Source organism: Mucilaginibacter tolerans (assembly GCF_030519375.1).
Lineage (GTDB): Bacteria > Bacteroidota > Bacteroidia > Sphingobacteriales > Sphingobacteriaceae > Mucilaginibacter.
The window spans coordinates 35,288-55,196 of record NZ_JAUMKB010000021.1; the positions used below are offsets into that span (position 1 = coordinate 35,288).

Here is a 19,909-nt window from a genome sequence, read left to right on the forward strand (position 1 = left end):
AACGTAGTTTAGAGAGGGTCGACCAGTGTAGCGTAGTCGGGGTGAGTTAACTTTGCGCGAAACATTAATCCTGATTATTTTTACTAACCAATTGTCATCTTTCCTGTTTCTTTCTGCAGTATTTGAATTGCAAAAAATAATTCCTACCTTTGCGCCCGATTTGGCGATGTTGCCAGATTCGTTATTTTAATTCATGAACCCATTTATTCAACTGGGAATCCGTCATGATATTGTTAATGCCATCTCTGAGTTAGGTTTCGAAAACCCAACTCCAATCCAGGAACAGTCGATTCCGGTATTGCTTACAGGCAGCAACGATTTTGTCGGATTGGCCCAAACCGGGACCGGCAAAACTGCTGCTTTTGGACTTCCATTACTGGAACTTTTAGATTTCGAAGCAAATCATCCGCAGGCACTTATATTATGCCCAACTCGCGAACTTTGTTTGCAGATCACCAATGATCTGAAAAATTATGCTAAAAACATGCGCAACGTACATGTTGTGGCTGTTTATGGCGGCGCAAGTATTTCTGATCAATTGCACCAGATTCGTCGCGGTGTACAGATCGTTGTTGCTACGCCAGGCCGTATGCTGGATATCATCAACCGTAAGGCTATTGATTTCAGCGGAGTAAACTATGTAGTATTGGATGAGGCTGATGAGATGCTCAACATGGGCTTCCAGGAAGACATAGACAATATCCTGTCAACCACACCTGATGATAAAAAAACATGGCTGTTCTCAGCCACTATGCCTTCAGAAGTAAGAAGGATCGCCAAAAAATACATGACCGATCCTTATGAGCTTACCATGGGCACCAAAAATACCGGTAACGAAAATATCGAGCACGAATATTATGTAGTGCGTGCCCGTGATAAATATGCAGCTTTTAAACGTATTGTCGATTTTAATCCTGAGATATTTGGTATTGTATTCTGCCGTACGAAAATAGAAACCCAGGAGATTGCCGAAGCGTTAATTAAGGATGGTTACAATGCCGATTCACTGCATGGCGACTTGTCGCAGCAACAGCGCGATAAAGTAATGAAACGCTACCGTGAACGTAGTCTGCAATTATTGATCGCGACCGACGTAGCCGCACGTGGTATCGATGTGAACGATGTTACCCACGTTATCAATTACTCATTGCCTGATGAGATTGAGAACTACACCCACCGTAGCGGACGTACCGCCCGTGCGGGTAAAACAGGGGTTTCAATCTCTATCATCAATGCAAAAGAATTTGGCAAAATACGCCAGATAGAAAAAGTAATTGGCAAACGCTTTATCAAAGCGGAAATACCCACAGGTTTTGACGTAGTTGAAAAGCAGTTGTTTGCTTTAGTTCATAAAGTACACAATGTGGAAGTGAACGAGCAGCAGATAGAACAATATATCCCACGCATCATGGACGAGTTTAAGGACATGAGCAAAGAAGATATCATCAAACGTTTTGCATCATTGGAGTTTAACCGCTTCCTTGATTATTATAAAAACGCACCTGATCTGAACGCTCAGATCGACGAACAACGTCGTGCCGATGGTACAGGCGACCGTTTCAACCGTACAGGTATGCGCTCAGACTTTACCCGCCTGTTTATCAACTTAGGTTCTGTTGATGGCTTTGGTCGTGGTGATCTGTTGGGCTACATCTGCAGCACAGCAAAGATCAGCGGGAAAACAGTAGGTAAGATCGACGTTAAAGGGGTTTATTCATTCTTTGAAGTACCTAATGACGATGTAGAAAAAGTACAAGCAGGTTTTAAAGGAGCTGATTTTCAGGGACGCGACGTAAGAATAGAAATTTCTGGTGATAGCCGTAACGAAAGCCGTGGCGGTGCGTCTAACTATAAAAAGCGTGAAGGCGGCGACAGGAGAGAAGGCGATTTCCGCAGAAATGGTTACAGCCACGAGGGCGGTAACAAGGAAAGAGCAGGAGCACCAAACGGTGGTGGCTTCCGCGATTTCTCAGGCAAGCGCCGTGAGGATCGTTCGGGGAATAACAACGGCGAGCGTCGCAGACGGTTTTAATGTTGATTGAGTCGGATTAAATTGATTGAGTTGAATAAGTTAACTCAATTGACCAGTTAACCACTCACTTAATCAACTCAAGAATAAGTTTTAGGTTTAGTTTAGTTTGCAAGGCCTCTCACCTTCGGGATGAGGGGCTTTTGTGTTTTAGCGGGTAAACTCCATTATAGTTGAGTCGGGAGAGAGTAGTTTTAAGTTATGATCGTCAAGCTTTTGTATCACAAACTTGCTATAGGGCTGATTTCCCTGGAAGGATGAGAATATGGTATCGCCTTTTACAAAGTAATCCTCTGCATATTGCAGGTCGCTATCCATTGCAAACTTTTTTTGGGTAATCTTGAGTTTGGTATCACCCTCTTTTAGTTTCCAGTCGCCTTGTAACCTTTTGTCACCTGGACCCGAATTAGAGTTTGAACAAGAAGATAGTAAAAGCAGAACCCAAACAAGGCCTAACCCTATGCTTTTGCCGGAAACTGTTGAAACGGATATTCTCATAGCATTAAAAAATAGGAAGCACCCCGTTAGGGTCCGGGATGCTTCGGTCGCAGTAATATAAAATTACATTTTTTTATCCTTCAATTCGGATTCTTTCAGATAAACTTTATGCCCTTTTTTATCAACATAATAGTATTCTGAATGACTGTTGATATAAATGGTTTCACCGTTAGGACCGCATTTGTCTTTATATTGCTTGTCAACAATAGTTGAAGCGCCCTTTACAGCTATTTCTGATGTTTTATGGCCAATTTTTGTCGCTGCATCACCAACCTGTTTGGTTGTCTTGTGTACTTTGGTTTTAAAACTCGTGGTGTCTTTACTTTGTGCATCTGCCTGGCCGGCTACAAATAATGCCGCAACAAAAAGTGCGGCCGCTATTACCTTTTTCATTGGTTTGTATATTAAATTAATTAAGCTATTAACTAAGTTGAGCGGCTAAATGTTTCATCTCCATGGCCGGGTTCCTTTTCTCGTACAAAATACTGTAAACGGCACTGCAAATAGGCATAAAAACTTTGTATTGTTTGTTTACCTGGTGTAAACAATTCACAGCATAATATCCTTCGGCAATCATATTCATTTCAAGTTGTGCCGAAGTTACTGTATAGCCTTTGCCGATCATATTTCCAAACGTACGGTTGCGGCTGAATTGTGAATAAGCGGTTACCAGCAAATCGCCCAGGTAGGCAGACTCTTTGATATCACGGTCAATAGGGTGGACCGCTTCTACGAATCGTTCCAGCTCGCGGATGGCATTGGATATTAAAACCGACTGAAAGTTATCACCGTAGCCAACCCCATGACAAATACCACTGGCTATAGCATAGACATTTTTTAGCACCGCTGCATACTCCGTTCCGTAAATATCGTCTGAAACTACAGTATTGATGTACCGGGTAGTCAGCATTGCGGCAAAGCTTGCTGCCAGTTCTGTATCGCCTGACGCAATAGTAAGGTAGGATAATTTCTCAAGAGCAACCTCCTCGGCATGACACGGTCCGCTGATCACCATAAAATTATCAAAAGAGATATTATAGCGTTGATTCAAAAATTCGCCAATAATCTGATTTTCATCCGGTACGATACCTTTTATTGCTGATACGACTTTCTTGCCTGCGAAATCTTCGGAAGTTATGCCTTTCAATGCTTCTTTTAGAAATGCGGCAGGGACATTTAACAAAATGATATCTGCTTTTTCTATCAGCGGTTTCAGATCGGTAGAGATATTTTGGGCAGGCACTTTTATCTCGACCGAGCTCAGGTAATTCGGGTTATGCCTGAACTGGCGGATATGTTCAGCGGCTTTTTCGTTACGCATCCACCAAAAAATCTCCTTTTCTACAGGATTATCGGTTAGCATTTTAATATTAGCTGTTGCCCAGCTCCCTCCGCCGACCACGAGTATTTTATTATGTTGTTGATGCATTTGGTTGATGTGCAAATATGCAGATGTGCAAATGTGCGAATTTAATACCTAGATGTGCAAATGTGCAGATGTGCAAATAGCACCAAATAAAAAAGGCCTGTGCATTTGCGCAGGCCTGACAATCAAAATTGGTTATTAAATATTATTTACTCTGGTCGCCACTAAACAGCTTGGATTTATCTACTTTTTCTACTTCCATCTTATCGTTTAATGTTTTGGAGATAGCTGTGTATGGTGCTGATACCACTTCCTCACCGCTTTTTAATCCTGATAATATCTGGATATAAGAATCGTCCTGGATGCCTGTTGTTACAGCCACCTGCTTTACTTTTCCTGCACTGTAAACAAATACATATTCCTTTGGAGCAGCAGTGATCTTTGCTTTGTTGTCGTTGTTGTCGTCAGACTTGTTGTTATCGCTTTTGGAAGTGGTGGGTGTTTTTGTTTCCTGGCGAGTCGTTACAGATTGTATTGGAACCGATAGCGCTTTTGCATGATTAGTCAGAATTTCAACAGTTGCCGTTAATCCCGGGCGGAAAGGCGAAGGATTAGACGCAGTTTTGTTTAGTAAAGCAACGTATGATTTTGGATCGATCCTTACTTTCACGGTAAAGTTAGTTACCTGGTCAGCTGTGGTACCTACTACATTGGCTGCACTGCCTATCTCTGTTACCACACCAGAAAATAACTTGCTCTGGAAAGCATCTACCTGTATTTTTGAAGAATCGCCAAGGGTAATACGGTTAATATCATTCTCGTTTACATCCACGTTTACATCCAGTTGGTTCAGGTCTGATATGGTCATGATCTCGGTACCGGCAAACTGTTGGGTTCCCAATACACGTTCACCTTTTTGAATGGATAATTTAGATATCACACCATCCACCGGCGAATAGATAGTTGTTTTATTCAGGTTAGCCTGCGATTCTTTTACCGATGCCGCTGATTGGGCCAATCCGTAATTTGAGCCGGCTACATTCTGTTTCGCAGCTTCTAACTGGGCTTTTGCGCCTTCATAGCTGGCTTTTGCGGCGTCAAATTCGGCAGCAGTCAGAACTTTATTATCAAATAATACTTTATCGCGTTTGTAAATAGCCGCTTGATTTTCGTAAGTGGCTTCTGCTTGTTTAAGCAATTGAGTGGTGTTGCCTACATTTGCCTTTTGCGAATTGTAAGCGGCCACGGTGCGATCATAGTCGGATTTTAGAATATCTGGCCTGATACGACAAAGCAATTGCCCTTTCTTTACCACGTCGCCTTCCTTTACAGGCAACTCAACCACTTCGCCTGAAACTTCCGGACTGATTTTTACTTCTACATGGGCCTTTATTTTACCACTGGCTGAAACCGACTCGTTAATTGCACGTGTATCAACCTTTTCGGTAGCAACTTGTGTTTTTGGCGGCTTCCCCCAAAAGCCGGCTGCCTTGCCGGCAATGTAAATTACAACCAAAGCCCCAAGGCTTATTAAAACATATTTAGTAGTTTTTCCCATTGTGTATAATTTCTAAATTCTAATATCTAAATCCTAAAATTTAATAAATCCTAACCTTTAATCCCTACAGCTCTATCTTATTGCCCAGGTAATAATCAATCACCTTGCTTCTGAATATCATCGAGTATTGCGCGTTGATCATATCGTTCTGCGCTTTATTATAATTGGTGACTGCTGTATTATAGTCTAAATTGTTCACAAAACCAGCATCGTAGCGTTGCTTGGTTACATTCAAAGCCTCTTTGGTTGACTCATAACTATGTAATGCCGACTGATAATTTTTTACCGCAGCCTGCAGATCAGCAAGTGCCTGTATAATGGTTTTGCTCAACGTATTTTTCGCCAGTTGGGTAGTTACCTGCGCATATTCATAATTCAGTTTTGCCTTACGAACTGATGTACGAGCCGTAAAGCGGTTGAAAATTGGTATTTGCAAGCTTATACCGAATGACTGGTTAAAATTGTCCCTAAGCTGATCGGTAAACGAGTAATAACCATATATCGGATGTCTAAGTTGCGTTAAGGTTTGAACTATCTGATTGGTGGACTGAACAGTGCCAATAGGGTCAAAAGCTAAGGGGGTATAGTCTATTATTTTATACGGTTCCTGTGCACTTGTATAAGTCGAACCGAGACCTCCAAATAATGATAAAGTTGGATAATAATTGCCCTTTGCAACTTTAATGGCCTGTTCATAAGATTGCTGTTGTAGTTCGGCCAACTTAATGTCTGGATTGACGCTTAACGATGTTTTGATTACTTCAGAAGCGTCATAAATAGTTTTTACATCCGTTAGCTTACTGATATCTGGTTTTTCAACTGCGATCTCAGTGGTTGGGTCCATCTCCATGTATTGTTTTAGCACGATGACGGCCAGATCAACCTGGTTTTGTGCGGTGGTTAGGTTCAATTCCGCTGTTGAGACCTGTGCCTGTGCCTGAGCCAGGTCGGCACGGGTGGCATTGCCCTGGTCAAAGTTTTTCTGAGCGCGGTCCAATGTGATTTTTGCAAGGTCTATCTGTTGTTTTGCGGCAACTACCAGATCCTGGTCACTCAATATGGTCAGGTAGTCAGTTACAACATTCAGCAGCAGGTCGTTTTTAACCTTTGCAGTAGTCGTTTTGTCCACATCAAGAGCTATTTTGTTTTGCAATATCTGGTTGCGTAACTGTCCGCCCTGAAAAATGGTTAATTGCAAAGAAGCTGAGCCATTGACATTAAAAACTGTCTGATTGGCATAAGCATAATTACCCGAAACGGCACTTCGTCCAAAGCCATAAGCCGCATTTGGGCTGGCAGTTAGACTGGGTAATAAATTATATTTTGATTGCTTATAATCTTCAGTAGCAATAGACGTGGTGATCTGCGATTGCTTTATCGACAGGTTATTGGCCATTGCCAGGTCTATCGCTTTTTGCAAACTGATCACTTGTTGTGCATTGACTGTTGTTAAGCTAAAAGCTGAAAGGCCCAGGGTAAAACCTATTAAAAGTCCTTTTTTAAATCCGAATATAAATTTTGCCATAAGGTTATATCACCAATATTTTGAGATATGAGATTTGAGGTGTTAGATTTGAGCATTATTATACTTGATTAAAATTTACCTGTATCAGATCTCAAATCTAACATCTTACGTCTGAACAAATGTATCTGGTCAAAACACCTTGGTTGCTTAAGCAGTTCTATTCCAATATGATATGGAATAAGAGCCGCAAGCGCCATAGCATTTATGTCACTTTTGACGACGGCCCTATACCGATTGTTACACCGTATGTTTTAAATATTTTAAAGCAATATAATGCAAAGGCTACTTTTTTTTGTATTGGCGATAATGTAACCAAGCACCCTGATGTATTTGAACAGGTAAAAAATGCAGGTCATAGCATCGGGAATCATACTTTTAATCACCTGAAGGGCTGGAAAACAGATAATAAAACCTATGTCGAAAATTTTTTAAAAGCGGATGAAATACTTCATGCCGATCTGTTCCGCCCGCCTTATGGGCGTATCAAAAAGTCGCAGGCAAAACTGATTCAAAAGGCCAAGCCCGGTACGAAGATCATCATGTGGGATGTGTTAAGCGGTGACTTCGATACCGAACTAAAACCCGAAACCTGTCTGCAGCATGTATTGCGGTATGCAGAGAATGGCTCGATAGTGGTATTTCACGACAGCCTGAAAGCCTACGACCGGCTGGAGTATGTATTGCCCAGAGCGTTGGAGGAATGGAGCAGAAAGGGGTATGAGTTTGGGTTGTTAAGTTGAATGGACCCAATCCAGGCAACTATCATAAACAAAGGCGGTCGTCATAATTATCTATGACGACCGCTTTTTATTTTAATTACTTCGAATCGGAATTTTCTAATTCGTAACTGTAAAGTTATCTGTGCTTACCACTGTTTGACCGCCTGAAGTAACTGTGACCTTCATAGCGCCGTTACCTGTATTAGATGGAACAATTGCCTTAATTGTGGTACTTGTAACACTTAATACGCTGGCATTAATTGATCCAAAGTTGACACCTGCGCCATAAGTAGAATTAAATCCTGTTCCTGTAATTGTCACAACCGTTCCGGCTACACCTGATGTAGGAGAAAATGAGGTAATAGTAGGAACTGCAACCGTAAATGTCCCGGGAGCTGTTACCGTTTGGCCTCCAATAACGACAGAAATTTTTAAAGCGCCGCCGCTGATTCCGTAAGGAACGGTTACAATAAGCGTATTTGATGAAGATGCATAAGCCGAAGTGCTATACGAACCCAAATTAACGGTATAATATTGACCTGCTACGAAGGTTCCGGTTAGCGTAACCTGACTGTTTACCGGCCCGGATGTAGGTGCAAAACTTGATATTGATGGGGCTACCACTGTGAATTTCTGCGGAGCTGTCACGTTGTTAGGGCCCGCTGTTAAAACAAACGAATAGCTTCCCGGGGCCAGGCTTGTTGGAACCGTAAATGAAAACTGGTTGTTACTATACACATTGGCGCTGACACTAACACCTCCTAAAGTTGCACTGATGTTTCCATAAGATGTCGGGAAATTTGTGCCCGAAACCGTAACAGTGCTTCCAGCCAGGCCAGAGCCAGGAGCCAGAGAAGTAATAGTCGGAGCAGTCACGCTGAAGGTTCCTGGTAAAATAAAGGTTTTTCCGTAGTCTGTAACCGAGATCTGAAAATTATTGGTGGTAACATTGTAAGGCACGGTTGCCTGAGACGAGTAGTAACCAACATTCTGAGAAATAGTTCCAAATGACACGGTGTAATTGGAAGAATAGTAATAACCCGGAAGATTGTCGCCCGTGAAAGTTATAGCAGTGCCTATCGGTCCGGATTTTGGCGAATAATCTTTGAAATTAGCCAGGATAGTAAAGCTGTAAGGTAAAGTGAAAGTTTGGCCGCTCACAGTTACCTGTACCGGGATCTGGGTATTGTCGGAGGCGTTTATGCCAGAGGGGATTGTAGCAACAATTTGGGTTGACGATACCGATACTACTGTTGCCTGAACATTATTAAAGCTTACTTTAACATCACTTGTGGAGGCGGAATAAAATTGGCCGTTTATAGTAACTTGATCCCCTGACCTGCCACTTGCCGGTGAAACGCTGCTTGCCGAGGGCGAAGGCAAAGTCACAGAGGTGAGTGCGCCAAAAGCTGTTCCTTTTTCATTGGTTAAATACGCTCTGACATATATCATGGGTGAATAGTTGTTAGTAATAGTAATTCCATCTACCTCTTTGCTGTAAGGGCCAGCCTGGGGGTTTTGTCCTAAAGAAACTTTTGTGCCTACCGTTTCATTGATCCCGGATGTTGATGTGCTATAGACAAATCCATAGTCTAATACTTTAAAACTGCCTGTGCTAACAATATTCCCTTTGAGCAAAACCTTGCCCGGTGCAAGAGCGGTTACTGCAGTTGTTTGTACCTGTGGATCTGCACTTTTATCCTTTTTACAGCTGTGAAATTGAATTGATGCCAAAAGCAATAGAATTATGCTGAGGCAAGTTGAGCGCTTTTTCATTTAAGTTTAGGTTTTAAGTTAAAATGAGTATCCCAATCTAATGCCATTTATCAGGCTTGGGCCAAATGTTGTGTTTGTGTTTTTTACAGAAGCATTGCCGTTATTAACGCCATTTGACGGAGTCGTAACAACGCTGATCTCCTTCCAGTTTGTTCTGGAAATATTGTAATTAAACTCATAGCCAACAAAGAAATGCCTGGCGATATAAAAGTCGAAACCGGTAAATAAATTTAAACCGTATTTTGTGTATCCGGGCTGTGCTATCTGGGTGACGGTAGTATTGCCGTTATAGTAAGTGTAATACCATGCATTGGTGACGGTTGTTGTCGATTGGCTGTTACTGCTAACTTCGCTCGATGATCTTTCCGTTATTGAGAAATCCGCTCCGATATAAGGAGACAATCTTTTAGTGCCGGCAAAATGTTTTTCGATACCAAAATTTGCTCCAACTGTAGTTGATTTTTTCTGGTCGTTATTAAAATAACTGTTGGTGCCGTAAGGATTATTTACGTTGATATTTGAGTCAATTTTGCTGACATTAAACCCAAGCCGCAGCGCAACAGAGGGCGAAACAAAATACCTGAATTTGATCTGGTTGAGAGAGTTGTTCAGGCTGATCTGTCCGTTAAAAGGATTAACATTTAGTTCAGTGGTTAAGCTTTTGGTGGTTGGTTTTAAACTTTTTTCGGTGTCAACTTTTGTGGTTTGAGCGTAAGCTCCAAGGGTGGCAAATACACTTGCCAGGATAAGTATGGTCTTTTTCATTGTCATGTAATAAGATTCGGACGCAAAGATATAATTAGATCGAATTATATTACAATGAAATTTTTTTTTGATAAAGTTTAAATCGAGCTCAATATTAGCCACCCTTTGGAATTAAAATTATAAGGCTACCGTCGGGTTGCTTTCGCCGGTGTAAGGGTCTGCAACTACCTTCTTAACCAAATGTTCGCTATTCAGATTGCTGATGTTCAGGAAGGCTGAATAGTCGCAAGCCAAATTAGCTTCAGTAGTAGTGCCTTCAATATCTGCTTTAGCGCGGTCGTTTAATTTTACATTCACTGCGTAAGCATCCAGGTTTAATTGTGCCGATGCATTGTTGTACAGGTTCAAGTTAAGCTCAAGAGCAGATAATTTACCAAAAGATTTAACCTGCGCATTGTCATAAACTGATAAGCTGAAAAGGTCGCTTACCGTAACCCAAACTACCAGTTTTTCGGCTTTGTACGACGAAATTTTAAGTACACCATTTTGATTTTGCACCAGGGCGTTTTCAGAATAATACTTGTTATAAACCTTTACCTGATCTGCTGCACCATCCGACAGATATAGCTCAACGTTGCCATGTACTTCGATTTTGTTGATGTTGCTGATCTCGGTTAATACGGTAACTGCGTCACGGTCTTTGGTACCGGCAAATGCTGACTGGCTGATGCCCAGTACAGTTGCTATTGCTATTGCGAGGGTTAAAATTGACTTCTTCATTTTATTGATATTTTACTGTTGAATTAATTGTTGTTCATTTGGCTGGGGTATGCCAAAATTTATACCTATTAATCAACTGTCTGATTTTCAATAAAATAAAATTTAGTGATTTTTGCAGATGTACGCTATCGTACAGTTTTCGCGCGTAAGCGGACGGACGAGTCAAGTTGACTAGTGATTTGAGATTAGTAAGGATGCAATCAACCAATCTCTAATCTTTGACCTCTAATCTCTACTCACTAATTTAGAACCCCTCCAAATTACATTTAAACAAAATACTGACACCTTTTAGCTGTAATTTTTATAAATTCGCGGCATTGACTCAATTATGAGCTTTCATTCCGAATTCGTTTACTTTTTACCCAAAAAATCAATACAATGGCTTTTGATTTAGATATGATCAAAAAGGTTTACGATCGCTACAGCACCCGCGTGGCTGCTGCCCGCAAAGCGACCGGCAAGCCCCTTACGTTAACCGAAAAGATATTATACGCCCACCTTTCTGAAGGGGATGCCCACAAGGCTTTTGCCCGCGGAGTGGATTATGTTGACTTTGCTCCTGACCGTGTGGCGATGCAGGATGCCACCGCACAAATGGCCCTGTTGCAATTTATGCAGGCTGGCCGCCCTAAAGTGGCTGTGCCGTCTACCGTGCATTGCGACCACTTGATCCAGGCTAAAATTGGCGCTGAGGTTGACTTAAACACTGCAAAAGATACCAACAAGGAAGTGTACGATTTCCTGGCATCAGTATCTGATAAATATGGTATCGGTTTCTGGAAACCGGGTGCAGGTATCATCCACCAGGTAGTGTTGGAGAACTACGCTTTCCCGGGCGGTATGATGATCGGTACAGACTCACATACACCTAACGCAGGTGGTTTGGGTATGATCGCAATTGGTGTTGGCGGCGCCGATGCCTGCGACGTAATGGCTGGTCTTCCATGGGAACTTAAATTCCCTAAACTGATCGGTGTAAAACTGACTGGTAAGTTATCTGGCTGGACATCTGCTAAAGACGTGATCCTGAAAGTGGCCGGTATCCTTACCGTAAAAGGTGGTACAGGCGCTATTGTTGAATACTTTGGCGAAGGTGCACAATCGCTTTCAGCAACCGGTAAAGGTACGATCTGTAATATGGGTGCCGAAATAGGTGCTACTACCTCGGTATTTGGTTATGATGAGAAAGCTGCTGTCTACCTGAGAGGAACAAAACGTGAAGAAATTGCGGCATTGGCAGATACTATAAAAGAACATTTAACCGGGGATGCTGAGGTTTATGCTAATCCTGAGCAATATTTTGACCAGGTGATCGAAATCAACCTGAGCGAACTGGAACCGCATGTAAATGGTCCGTTCACACCGGATTTGGCATGGCCTATCTCTAAATTCGCTGCTGCCGTAAAGGAAAATAACTGGCCTGCTACATTGGAGGTTGGTTTGATTGGCTCATGCACTAACTCATCCTACGAGGATATCACCCGTGCGGCATCTATTGCTAAACAGGCGGTTGACAAGCATCTGAAAACCAAAGCAGAGTTCACAATCACTCCGGGTTCAGAACAAGTACGTTACACTGTTGACCGCGACGGTTACCTGGGTACTTTTGCCGAAATGGGTGGGGTGGTGCTGGCTAATGCTTGCGGTCCGTGTATTGGTCAGTGGGCACGTCATACAGATGATCCGACACGCAAAAACTCTATCATCACATCATTCAACAGAAACTTTGCTAAACGCCAGGATGGTAACCCCAATACACACGCTTTTGTGGCATCGCCCGAGATCGTAACTGCATTTGCTATTGCAGGTGACTTGACTTTTAACCCGTTGACTGACACTTTGACTAACGAGCAAGGCCAGCAGGTAAAACTGGATGAGCCGCAGGGTATCGAAATGCCGATAAAAGGCTATGCAGTTGAAGATGCAGGATACCAGGCTCCAGCAGAAGATGGCAGCAAGGTAGAGGTGAAGGTTGATCCTAAGTCTGCCCGTTTGCAATTGCTTGATCCGTTTGCTGCATGGGAAGGCATCGACCTAAGCGGTTTAAAACTGCTGATCAAAGCGAAAGGTAAATGTACTACAGATCACATCTCGATGGCTGGTCCGTGGTTGAAATTCCGCGGGCATTTGGATAATATTTCAAACAACATGCTTATCGGCGCTATTAATTACTTTAACGGTTCTGCTGATAGCGTGAAAAACCAGCTTACAGGCGAATACGGTCCTGTACCTGCTACCCAGCGCGATTACAAAGCCAATAACATAGGTACTATCGTAGTGGGCGACGAAAACTATGGAGAAGGTTCATCACGTGAGCACGCTGCGATGGAGCCTCGTCACCTGGGTGTGCGTGCCATACTGGTAAAATCATTTGCACGTATCCACGAAACCAACCTGAAAAAACAAGGTATGCTGGGTATCACCTTCGCTGATCCGGTTGATTACGATAAAGTTCAGGAAGATGATACCATCGATATCCAAGGATTAACCACCTTTGCGCCTGGCAAACAACTAACTGTAGTACTGCACCATAAAGACGGCTCTACCGATTCATTTGCCGTAAACCACACTTACAATGCACAGCAGATAGAGTGGTTCAAGGCAGGTGGTGCGCTGAATATCATTCGCAAACAAATGGCTAACTAAGCTGAAAGCTTAAAGACGAAGGCTAAAAGCATCATTTTATACAAGCCTTCCCCGAAAGGAGGAGGCTTTTTTATTCTCTTAAAGTCCAAGCAGAAAACGTAAATAGCTTTGCTTTCGTCTTTCTGCTTTTGGCTCTATTGTAATAAAATCATTACTTAATCTCACTTAAACTTTCTGGTAACAAGTAAGTCTTAGCTTTATTACAACCCTTCGGCCATGAAAAACTTACTGCTTATCATCAGTATTGTATTTTTAGCAGCATGCGCAGCATTGCAGCCTTCTTATTTTGGAGATAAATTTCCGCCAACTACCTCGGTCGATTTGTTTTATTCAACCCATGATGTTAGGCAACCCTATAAGGTGATCGGGCACTTAACCATTCCCAATGTGATGAAACAGGATAGTATTAAAGCAAAACTTACAGCATACGGTAAAACTATTGGCGCCGATGCCATTGTAATCACCGGAAATACAGTGAATAATGGCAATAAATCTGCATCGGATATTGTAAATGCTGACGCACTGAAATACGAAAAGCAATAGATTTTTTCTCAATATACAAGCCGGGCCTTCCGTTTTGGAGGGCCTTTTTGTTTTCCTATGGCTAGTACCGGTATAAAAATTCCAACGTTTTTACACCTTTTTTGCTGCCTGCCACCTGTGATTTTTTTGTTGATTTTGGGTGTTAAAACACACATAAGCAGCGAGTTAAATAAATATAATTATTGACGAAAATGAACTTTAGATAGTGCTTATAACTTATTAATCCTTAACCTGTAATTATAGAGTTTCTGCTGAAAATATTTTATTAAACTATTGTAAAATTCAGATTATTCTTTACTATATTCGGGCTTCAACCTTATTAACATGTTTAACCGAACTTTATTACTCATTTCGCTTGTTCTGAGCAGTGCTGAAGGTTTTAGTCAGGTGAAAGAAATTGTGGAGCGGGATGTACGGCACTTAAGATATTTGCCTTATGGGCAATTTGGCTCCCAGCAATGGCGAAAAGAGGAGCGTATCAATGCCCGGTTCAGGAAAGAGAACCCTGCCTATCATGAAGTATTGGCATTGGACACAGCAGCAATACCTTACCTGATCGACATGATCAGCGACAGTACCGAAGCTAACATACGTGTGCCCTGTGCGGCGCATAATTTAAAAGTGGGCGATGTAGCTTTTGCGTTGTTGAATGACATCATCGTAATCCCGTGGCATACGGTAACAGGTGAGCAATGGGACTCTTACAGCTGCGATGCCCTGCCCGATGGCGGCTGGGGATACCTGTATTATAATCGCGTGAAATTTCAGAGCCAGTTGAGACTGTTCTTTGCCACCGTACAAGGAAGAATGTGGGTAAGTATGTTTAAAGACAAACACCTGGACAGTGAAACAAAAACACGGATGGTCAAACGGTTCAAAAACCTTTCACTCGCGCCTTCCGAAGTTGTTGCTACTACGGGCGAGTAATTGTTAATTTCAGTTGATGGGGTTGCGTGGTTGATTGGGTTCAGTTAATCCAACTATGAGCATGATACCGCTGCTTTTACTGTCAACTCATAAATGCCAACTGACCACTTACTTCTTCCTTACCCTTTTCAATACCAGCAAATTCAGCGCATTCTTACTATACCCTGTAATATTGTTTTGGTACAGGTTCACCAGTTTATCGTAATATAGTATCACTACCGGCGATTGTTCCATTACCAGGTTATCCATCTGCTGGTATAAGGCGTAACGTTTGGTTTTATCCGGTTCATGGTACGATTCGTCAAACAGGTAATCGAATTTCTTATTGTTAAAACCGGTATAGTTAGGCCCCCATGGTATTTTGTTTTTGGAGTAAAAGACCGAGAGATAATTCTCGCCATCAGGGTAATCAGCAAGCCAGGATCCATAGAAAAAATTAACTCCGTTTTTGGACACCAGTTCGCGCAGGCTCGCCCCCTGGGTAATCTCTACACGCGTATGTATACCTATCTGATCCAATTGCCCCTGCACGTATTCTATCAGGTCGCGGTAGCCAATGGTTGTGGTGAGCAGAATATCGGGTAGGTTTTTACCGTTAGGGAAGCCGGCTTCGGCAAGCAACTCGCGGGCCTTTTCGGGGTTGTAGTTGTAGCCTTTCACCTTTTGGGGATCAAAGCCGGGCATCCCTGTCGGGATAAAGCCTGCATTGCCTGGTGTAGCCAGACTGTTGCGCAGGTATTTGATCATCTTTTGCTTATCAATAGCATAATTAATAGCCTGGCGCACCTTAAGCAATTTTAACGGCGAGTGTTTCACAATAGGCAGGCTGCTATCAACCAGCATACCCAGATAAACTGTATTGAGCAGCGGTGCGGAATTTAAAATGAATTTGCCTTTATACTTTTGTGTAATCTGGCCAGATTTGGTGAGGATGTCATCGCGGTAACTACCGTCTATATCATTGAGGAAATCGAGTTTATCCGTCACGAATTCCATGAAGGCAGTTTGCTTATCGCCAATAAATGTTGCGCGTATAGCGTCGAGATGTGGCATAGGGCTACCATCTTTATCTTTTTCCCAGTATCGTTCATTTTTCAGCAACACTATTACCTCACCCTCTTTCCAGTATTTGAATTTAAAGGGTCCTGTACCCACCGGATGATTCCGGAAATCCTTACCATAATAATCAACCACCTCATGCGGAACAACATCAGCATACTGAGCTGTGAGCAGACTCAGTAACGGCGGAAAGGGTTGTTTTAGTTTGATAATAAAAGTGCTGTCGTTGGGAGCGGTGAATGATTGCATGCTCTCCACTTTATCGCTAAATATCCATGATCCGGAGGAGGCTATTTTGGGATCGATGAGCCGACCAAAGCTGTATACAAAATCCGATGCTACTGCTTTTCGCCCTTTGCCATCTTTAAACAATGGGTCGTCATGAAAATAAACATCATTGCGTAAATGGAACGTGTAGGTTAGCCCATCTGTTGATACCCGCCAGCTTCTGGCAATACAGGGCCGAATGTTCAGACTGTCATCTGCCTGTACCAAGCCATTATAAAGCTGGTTGTCCATCCAGGTAGTATTTTGGTTACGGCAAAAGGCCGGATCAAGTGAGGTAAGGCCTTCATCGAGGTTGATATTGAAAACCGTCTTTCCTTTGGATAGATCGCTGTTATGGCATGACGATAGCCCAAGCAATAACGCGCAGCAAAAGAAGATCAGTTTATTCATTATGGCTAAGATATTAATTATTGAATGACTGAATTAGTGAATTATTGATTATTGCAGGGGAATGATAGATATTTAAACTTTAAATTTGAAGCACGCGTTTAAATACCCGGATGATCAGATCTTCGCTAAAACTTCTTATTATCTTTCTCTGTATCGTCTTTGTGAGCGGTGTGATCGGCTGTAAGCAGGAGCTTTTGTCGCCTTCCCATGTTACAGACAGCACTATAGTGGCAGGTAGGGATACTGCAGGTTTGGTAAATGGTACCGGGAAAGCAGTGAAATTTAATCATCCCTTCGGTTTGGCTGTGGACGCCGGCGGTAACCTGTACATTGCTGATGTAGGTAATAACGTGATCCGCAAAATGGATACTACTGACTTGGTAACTACTTTTGCAGGGATAGGTAGTGTGAAGGGTTCAACAAATGGATTCGATAGCCTTGCTACCTTTAATAAGCCTTTTGGCGTTGCTACGGATGCTGCGGGTAATGTGTATGTAGCTGATGCCGGTAATAACCTGATCAGGATGGTTGGTACAGCAGGCATGGTGAGCACATTTGCGGGTACAGGCATAGCAGGTTCATCCAATGTTGCGGATTCAGTTACTTTTAATTCACCTTTGGGTGTGGCAGTTGACGGCAGCGGAAATGTTTATGTGGCCGACTATGAAAATAACCTGATACGGAAGGTAACCCAGGCGGGAATAGTGCGCACCCTGGCAGGCTCAGGTGCTAAAGGGGCCGATGATGGCCTGGATACGGCAGCTACCTTTAATTTACCCGAAGCTGTGGCTGTTGATGGCACCGGAAATGTTTATGTGGCCGATAATGGTAATGATCTGATAAGAAAGATTACTCCGGCTGGGCAGGTGAGTACATTTGCCGGGAGCGGCCAGCCCGGAAAGAGCGACGGCACAGGCACTTCAGCAAGCTTTAACTCACCCTTTGGGATAGCTGTAGATGCAGCAGGAAATGTTTATGTGGCCGATTCGGGCAATAACTTGATCCGTAAAATAACGCCTGATGGCACTGTTACTACAATTGCAGGCAGCGGCTCAAAGGGAGCAAATGATGGTGCAGGTAATGCTGCAAGTTTCAATACCCCGTCCGGCATCGCTGTTGATAAATCCGGCAATATCTATGTGGCTGACGAAAATAATAACCTGATTCGCAAGATAACCTCTTCAGGCTCTGTGACTACTATATCAAAAGCCCGTCATTTCGGTTCAATAACAACTGTTGCGAAACCGAAAAAAATCAGATAAATGTCTGATCTCTTTTACTTTCTTGTTTCGCGCTGAATTTATTTTGTTATCCAATAGTTAATGTCAATGGAAAACTCTATCAAAAAAGTAGATTTAATTAGGAAAATTAAAGTGTAAAGTCTACATTTGATATAACCACCAACAATTATAAACTAAATCGCCTGATTTTCAATGGTTTCAAAGGATGAATTAAAGGGCATTTATGCTATGCTTCCAACTGAGAAGCTCATGGAAATTATTGACAATAAATTCGGTTATACAGAATTAGCCGTTTCTGTAGCTTTTGAAGAGCTGGCGAGTCGGAGCATATCAGAAGAGGAGATCAAAAAGTACAAGTTCAAGCAGTTAGAAAAGCTTAACAAGTATATCAAAAATAATATTTCTCACGATCTGGCATTTGCGGAGAAAAATCTTTTCTATTTCCTTTTTATCCCATTATTTACTTTCCCTTTTAAACATGGTTTCAAGGAAAAAGGCTATCAGTTAAAAGTGAGGCAGGCTAACTATTATGCCATTTTAGGATTTATCTTTTTCGCAATGGCATCATGGTTTCTATACAGGGGCATGTCTAACTTATTTGTCTTGGCTTTTTGGCTTGGGGGGTTCATCCCGGCTTACTTGATGGATGAATTCTTTAATCGCCAGCGGCAGATTCGCAAACTTCAAAAACTGTTCGGTTCGCTTCAGCCCGAAGAATCGCGCGGAGAGCAGGACGCCTGATAAAACTTGGATTTTCAATTTTTGTATTGACTCTATTCAAGTCAGAATGGTCACTTGATGCGTCATTATTCTTTATAATTCCCCCCGATAGGGTGATTGTTGGCTTACTTAGCTGAGGTATATTTGATCAGGCTACTGTAGATGCATGATAATAAGATCAGTTAATTTATTTGTCTTTACATTATTCTTCAGCGGAGCTGTTGCCCAGGTGAAATATCCGGGTGGACAGCTCCCTACTGATACTCCTGAACTTTTCGCAAAAGGTATTTTATCCAACGGTTTAAGTAGCCGCGATTTCACCATATCGCCCAAAGGCGACGAGATATTTTTTACCCTTCAGCAGGCCCGTTTTGCAAGCAGCACCATTTTACACCTGATTTTGAGGAATGGTGAATGGTCCATGCCGGAAGTAGCGTCATTCTCTGGTCGTTACCGCGACCTGGAAGCCGCCTTTTCTCCGGATGGGCAGACTATTTATTTCTCTTCTGACAGACCATTAAGCGGCGATAAAGCTAAAGATTTTGATATCTGGAAGGTAAAGAAACTATCAAATGGGAAATGGGGTGAACCTGAGAATTTGGGTACGGTGGTTAATTCTGCTAAAAATGAATTCTATCCATCCATCACCAAAAGCGGTAACCTGTATATTACAGTCGAAGCAGATTATGGTAAAGGGAGTGAGGATATCGTAGTATGTAAGTGGACAGGCCCGGAATATGCCAAACCGGAAAGTCTGCCCGAAAACATCAATACAAAATACGATGAATTCAATGCTTTTGTTGATCCGGATGAACAGTTTATCATCTTTTCATCCTATGGCAGACCTGACGATATGGGTGGCGGCGATTTGTACATTAGTCATAAGGATAAGGGAGGTAACTGGATGCCTGTAAAACATTTGCCGTCACCCTTTAATTCAGCCTCCCTGGATTATTGTCCTTTTGTGACCTGGGATAAACACTACCTGATGTTTACCAGCAACCGGCTAAATAAATCGTTTAAAGACGGGTCAACAAAAAATTATCAGCAATTGAAAGACGTGCTTACCAGTCCAGGCAATGGGTGGGATGATATTTATTGGGTGAAATTGGATATAAATTGGCTTAAATAAATCATGG

The 19,909-nt window shown here is 42.4% G+C and carries 17 protein-coding genes; 8 read left to right on the plus strand and 9 right to left on the minus strand.

Annotation, left to right across the window (positions count from 1 at the left end; all coding sequences use genetic code 11):
- Nucleotides 1-193 precede the first annotated feature (193 nt).
- Complete coding sequence (locus Q3A68_RS20755; RefSeq protein WP_302903052.1) at nt 194-2,032, plus strand: DEAD/DEAH box helicase; 1,839 nt, start codon at nt 194-196, stop codon at nt 2,030-2,032.
- 147 nt (nt 2,033-2,179) lie between these two features.
- Here Q3A68_RS20755 and Q3A68_RS20760 read toward each other — a convergent pair whose 3' ends face one another.
- The 5 genes from Q3A68_RS20760 to Q3A68_RS20780 form a co-directional block, all read right to left on the minus strand.
- The gene (locus tag Q3A68_RS20760) at nt 2,180-2,527 is read right to left on the minus strand and encodes a hypothetical protein (RefSeq protein ID WP_302903053.1); all 348 of its coding nucleotides are present in this window, start codon (nt 2,525-2,527) and stop codon (nt 2,180-2,182) included.
- A 63-nt stretch (nt 2,528-2,590) separates the two neighbouring features.
- The gene (locus Q3A68_RS20765) at nt 2,591-2,920 is read right to left on the minus strand and encodes a hypothetical protein (RefSeq protein WP_302903054.1); all 330 of its coding nucleotides are present in this window, start codon (nt 2,918-2,920) and stop codon (nt 2,591-2,593) included.
- Between the two features lie 28 nt (nt 2,921-2,948).
- Nucleotides 2,949-3,956, minus strand: a complete 1,008-nt coding sequence (locus tag Q3A68_RS20770; RefSeq protein ID WP_302903055.1) for an NAD(P)H-dependent glycerol-3-phosphate dehydrogenase — start codon at nt 3,954-3,956, stop codon at nt 2,949-2,951.
- Between the two features lie 142 nt (nt 3,957-4,098).
- Nucleotides 4,099-5,451, minus strand: a complete 1,353-nt coding sequence (locus Q3A68_RS20775; protein WP_302903056.1) for an efflux RND transporter periplasmic adaptor subunit — start codon at nt 5,449-5,451, stop codon at nt 4,099-4,101.
- Between the two features lie 64 nt (nt 5,452-5,515).
- Nucleotides 5,516-6,976, minus strand: a complete 1,461-nt coding sequence (locus Q3A68_RS20780; RefSeq protein ID WP_302903057.1) for a TolC family protein — start codon at nt 6,974-6,976, stop codon at nt 5,516-5,518.
- 119 nt (nt 6,977-7,095) lie between these two features.
- Between Q3A68_RS20780 and Q3A68_RS20785 the strand changes: the two genes are divergently transcribed.
- A complete protein-coding gene (locus tag Q3A68_RS20785) occupies nt 7,096-7,716 on the plus strand; it encodes a polysaccharide deacetylase family protein (protein WP_302903058.1) in 621 nt (206 codons plus the stop codon).
- A 96-nt stretch (nt 7,717-7,812) separates the two neighbouring features.
- Here Q3A68_RS20785 and Q3A68_RS20790 read toward each other — a convergent pair whose 3' ends face one another.
- The 3 genes from Q3A68_RS20790 to Q3A68_RS20800 all read right to left on the minus strand — a co-directional run bounded on the left by Q3A68_RS20790 (nt 7,813) and on the right by Q3A68_RS20800 (nt 10,956).
- The gene (locus Q3A68_RS20790) at nt 7,813-9,471 is read right to left on the minus strand and encodes an IPT/TIG domain-containing protein (RefSeq protein ID WP_302903059.1); all 1,659 of its coding nucleotides are present in this window, start codon (nt 9,469-9,471) and stop codon (nt 7,813-7,815) included.
- Nucleotides 9,472-9,489: 18 nt separating this feature from the next.
- Nucleotides 9,490-10,236: a hypothetical protein gene (locus tag Q3A68_RS20795; RefSeq protein ID WP_302903060.1), complete on the minus strand. Its 747-nt coding sequence runs from the start codon at nt 10,234-10,236 to the stop codon at nt 9,490-9,492.
- A 117-nt stretch (nt 10,237-10,353) separates the two neighbouring features.
- Entirely contained in the window at nt 10,354-10,956 is a 603-nt protein-coding gene (locus tag Q3A68_RS20800; RefSeq protein WP_302903061.1) for a GIN domain-containing protein, read from the minus strand.
- Nucleotides 10,957-11,334: 378 nt separating this feature from the next.
- Here Q3A68_RS20800 and Q3A68_RS20805 point away from each other — a divergent pair, with 378 nt between their 5' ends.
- From Q3A68_RS20805 to Q3A68_RS20815, 3 genes are all read left to right on the plus strand, one after another.
- The gene (locus Q3A68_RS20805; protein WP_302903062.1) at nt 11,335-13,602 is read left to right on the plus strand and encodes an aconitate hydratase; all 2,268 of its coding nucleotides are present in this window, start codon (nt 11,335-11,337) and stop codon (nt 13,600-13,602) included.
- 216 nt (nt 13,603-13,818) lie between these two features.
- On the plus strand, nt 13,819-14,145 hold the full coding sequence (locus tag Q3A68_RS20810; RefSeq protein ID WP_302903063.1) for a hypothetical protein: 327 nt from the start codon (nt 13,819-13,821) through the stop codon (nt 14,143-14,145).
- A 324-nt stretch (nt 14,146-14,469) separates the two neighbouring features.
- Nucleotides 14,470-15,072, plus strand: coding sequence for a hypothetical protein (locus Q3A68_RS20815; protein ID WP_302903064.1), 603 nt, complete (start codon nt 14,470-14,472; stop codon nt 15,070-15,072).
- Between the two features lie 108 nt (nt 15,073-15,180).
- Here the strand turns inward: Q3A68_RS20815 and Q3A68_RS20820 are convergent, their stop codons facing one another.
- Nucleotides 15,181-16,809: an ABC transporter substrate-binding protein gene (locus Q3A68_RS20820; RefSeq protein ID WP_302903065.1), complete on the minus strand. Its 1,629-nt coding sequence runs from the start codon at nt 16,807-16,809 to the stop codon at nt 15,181-15,183.
- Nucleotides 16,810-16,919: 110 nt separating this feature from the next.
- Here Q3A68_RS20820 and Q3A68_RS20825 point away from each other — a divergent pair, with 110 nt between their 5' ends.
- The 3 genes from Q3A68_RS20825 to Q3A68_RS20835 all read left to right on the plus strand — a co-directional run bounded on the left by Q3A68_RS20825 (nt 16,920) and on the right by Q3A68_RS20835 (nt 19,902).
- On the plus strand, nt 16,920-18,071 hold the full coding sequence (locus Q3A68_RS20825) for an NHL repeat-containing protein (RefSeq protein WP_302903066.1): 1,152 nt from the start codon (nt 16,920-16,922) through the stop codon (nt 18,069-18,071).
- Between the two features lie 171 nt (nt 18,072-18,242).
- Nucleotides 18,243-18,791: a hypothetical protein gene (locus Q3A68_RS20830; protein ID WP_302903067.1), complete on the plus strand. Its 549-nt coding sequence runs from the start codon at nt 18,243-18,245 to the stop codon at nt 18,789-18,791.
- 145 nt (nt 18,792-18,936) lie between these two features.
- Nucleotides 18,937-19,902, plus strand: a complete 966-nt coding sequence (locus tag Q3A68_RS20835) for a TolB family protein (RefSeq protein ID WP_302903068.1) — start codon at nt 18,937-18,939, stop codon at nt 19,900-19,902.
- Nucleotides 19,903-19,909: the final 7 nt, after the last annotated feature.

Coding starts and splice junctions, on each gene's coding strand:
- Q3A68_RS20765 (WP_302903054.1), bottom strand. CDS start 2,920: ATGAAAAAGGTAATAGCGGCCGCACTTTTTGTTGCGGCATTATTTGTA.
- Q3A68_RS20815 (WP_302903064.1), top strand. CDS start 14,470: ATGTTTAACCGAACTTTATTACTCATTTCGCTTGTTCTGAGCAGTGCT.
- Q3A68_RS20825 (WP_302903066.1), top strand. CDS start 16,920: ATGATCAGATCTTCGCTAAAACTTCTTATTATCTTTCTCTGTATCGTC.
- Q3A68_RS20795 (WP_302903060.1), bottom strand. CDS start 10,236: ATGAAAAAGACCATACTTATCCTGGCAAGTGTATTTGCCACCCTTGGA.
- Q3A68_RS20820 (WP_302903065.1), bottom strand. CDS start 16,809: ATGAATAAACTGATCTTCTTTTGCTGCGCGTTATTGCTTGGGCTATCG.
- Q3A68_RS20775 (WP_302903056.1), bottom strand. CDS start 5,451: ATGGGAAAAACTACTAAATATGTTTTAATAAGCCTTGGGGCTTTGGTT.
- Q3A68_RS20805 (WP_302903062.1), top strand. CDS start 11,335: ATGGCTTTTGATTTAGATATGATCAAAAAGGTTTACGATCGCTACAGC.
- Q3A68_RS20810 (WP_302903063.1), top strand. CDS start 13,819: ATGAAAAACTTACTGCTTATCATCAGTATTGTATTTTTAGCAGCATGC.
- Q3A68_RS20800 (WP_302903061.1), bottom strand. CDS start 10,956: ATGAAGAAGTCAATTTTAACCCTCGCAATAGCAATAGCAACTGTACTG.
- Q3A68_RS20770 (WP_302903055.1), bottom strand. CDS start 3,956: ATGCATCAACAACATAATAAAATACTCGTGGTCGGCGGAGGGAGCTGG.
- Q3A68_RS20780 (WP_302903057.1), bottom strand. CDS start 6,976: ATGGCAAAATTTATATTCGGATTTAAAAAAGGACTTTTAATAGGTTTT.
- Q3A68_RS20830 (WP_302903067.1), top strand. CDS start 18,243: ATGGTTTCAAAGGATGAATTAAAGGGCATTTATGCTATGCTTCCAACT.
- Q3A68_RS20760 (WP_302903053.1), bottom strand. CDS start 2,527: ATGAGAATATCCGTTTCAACAGTTTCCGGCAAAAGCATAGGGTTAGGC.
- Q3A68_RS20755 (WP_302903052.1), top strand. CDS start 194: ATGAACCCATTTATTCAACTGGGAATCCGTCATGATATTGTTAATGCC.
- Q3A68_RS20790 (WP_302903059.1), bottom strand. CDS start 9,471: ATGAAAAAGCGCTCAACTTGCCTCAGCATAATTCTATTGCTTTTGGCA.
- Q3A68_RS20785 (WP_302903058.1), top strand. CDS start 7,096: ATGTATCTGGTCAAAACACCTTGGTTGCTTAAGCAGTTCTATTCCAAT.
- Q3A68_RS20835 (WP_302903068.1), top strand. CDS start 18,937: ATGATAATAAGATCAGTTAATTTATTTGTCTTTACATTATTCTTCAGC.